The organism is Burkholderia sp. LMG 13014 (assembly GCF_905232215.1).
In the GTDB taxonomy this organism is placed as follows: domain Bacteria; phylum Pseudomonadota; class Gammaproteobacteria; order Burkholderiales; family Burkholderiaceae; genus Burkholderia.
This window is the reverse complement of record NZ_CAJNKE010000950.1, coordinates 1-1,521: the sequence shown is the minus strand read 5'-3', so window position 1 is coordinate 1,521 and position 1,521 is coordinate 1. Positions and strand designations below refer to the sequence as shown.

Sequence of the window (1,521 nt, the reverse complement as noted above, 5' to 3'; positions counted from 1 at the left end):
CCGCACGGATCGGGCTCGGGATCTCATCCGCCGCGAGCTGGCGCGGTGCATGCCGGCGCGCGGGGTCGGCCACCGGCACCGCGCTCATCAGCTTCTTCGTGTAGGGATGTTGCGGCGCCTCGAACACAGCGCGGCGAGGGCCGATCTCGACGATCTGGCCGAGATACATCACCGCGACGCGATGGCTGATGCGCTCGACGACGGCCATGTCGTGCGAGATGAACAGGTATGCGACGCCGAGTTCGCGCTGCAGGTCGAGCATCAGGTTGACGATCTGCGCCTGCACCGACACGTCGAGCGCCGACACCGATTCGTCGGCGATCACGACCTTCGGGTTCAGCGCGAGCGCCCGCGCGATCGCGATCCGCTGGCGCTGGCCGCCCGAGAATTCATGCGGATATCGGCGTGCGGCCTCAGGCGGCAGGCCGACCTTGTCGAGCAGCCAGTCGACGCGTGCCTGCGCTTCGCGGCCGCTCGCGACGCCGTGCACGAGCAACGGCTCCATGATCGAGAAGCCGACGGTCAGGCGCGGGTTCAGCGACGCGAACGGATCCTGGAAGATGAACTGGATGTTCCGGCGCAGCGCCTGCAGGTCCGGGCCTTTCAGTGCACTGATGTCGCGGCCGTCGAATTCGATAGAGCCGCTCTGCGATTCGACGAGGCGCAGCAGCGAGCGGCCGGTGGTCGACTTGCCGCAGCCCGATTCGCCGACCAGCGCGAGCGTCTCGCCAGCGCGCAATTCGAAGCTCACGCGCTCGACCGCATGCACGTATTGCGATACGCGGCCGAACACGCCGCTCTTCACCGGGAAGCGCGTCACGAGATCGCGCACGCGCAGGATCGGCGACGCCGACTGATCGACGGGCGGCTGCGCATCGTCGTTCGCCGCCGGTGCGGGCGCTGCTGCTGCCGCGCTTGCGCCCTCCACCTTCAGCAGCGGGAATTTTTCGGGTGCATCGGTGCCCTGCATCGAGCCGAGCTTCGGCACGGCCGCGAGCAGCGCGCGCGTGTAGCGATGCGCGGGCGCAGCGAAAATGCGATCCGATTCGCCCTCCTCGACCTTCTCGCCGCGATACATCACGAGCACGCGGTCGGCCACTTCGGCCACCACACCCATGTCGTGCGTGATGAAGATCACGCCCATGTTCATTTCGTCCTGCAGCCCGCGCACCAGTTGCAGGATCTGCGCCTGGATCGTCACGTCGAGCGCGGTGGTCGGCTCGTCGGCGATCAGCAGCGAGGGCCGGCACGACAGCGCCATCGCGATCATCACGCGCTGCCGCATCCCGCCCGACAGCTGGTGCGGATAGCGCGCGAACACGCGGCGCGCCTCCGGAATGCGCACGAGTTCAAGCAGCCGCAGCGTCTCCGCGCGCGCTTCCGACCTGCTTTTCGACTGATGCAGCGCGATCGCCTCGCTGATCTGGTCGCCGACCGTGAACACCGGGTTCAGCGACGTCATCGGCTCCTGGAAGATCATCGCGATGTCCGCGCCGCGAATGCCGCGCATAATCAAGACGC

Annotated in this window: 1 protein-coding gene; it reads right to left on the bottom strand. The window is 67.7% G+C overall.

Features of this window, described 5'->3' with window-relative positions:
• Window positions 1-1,521, bottom strand: a 1,521-nt coding sequence (locus tag JYJ84_RS36435) for a dipeptide ABC transporter ATP-binding protein (RefSeq protein ID WP_205190281.1), incomplete at both ends; no start/stop codon positions are given.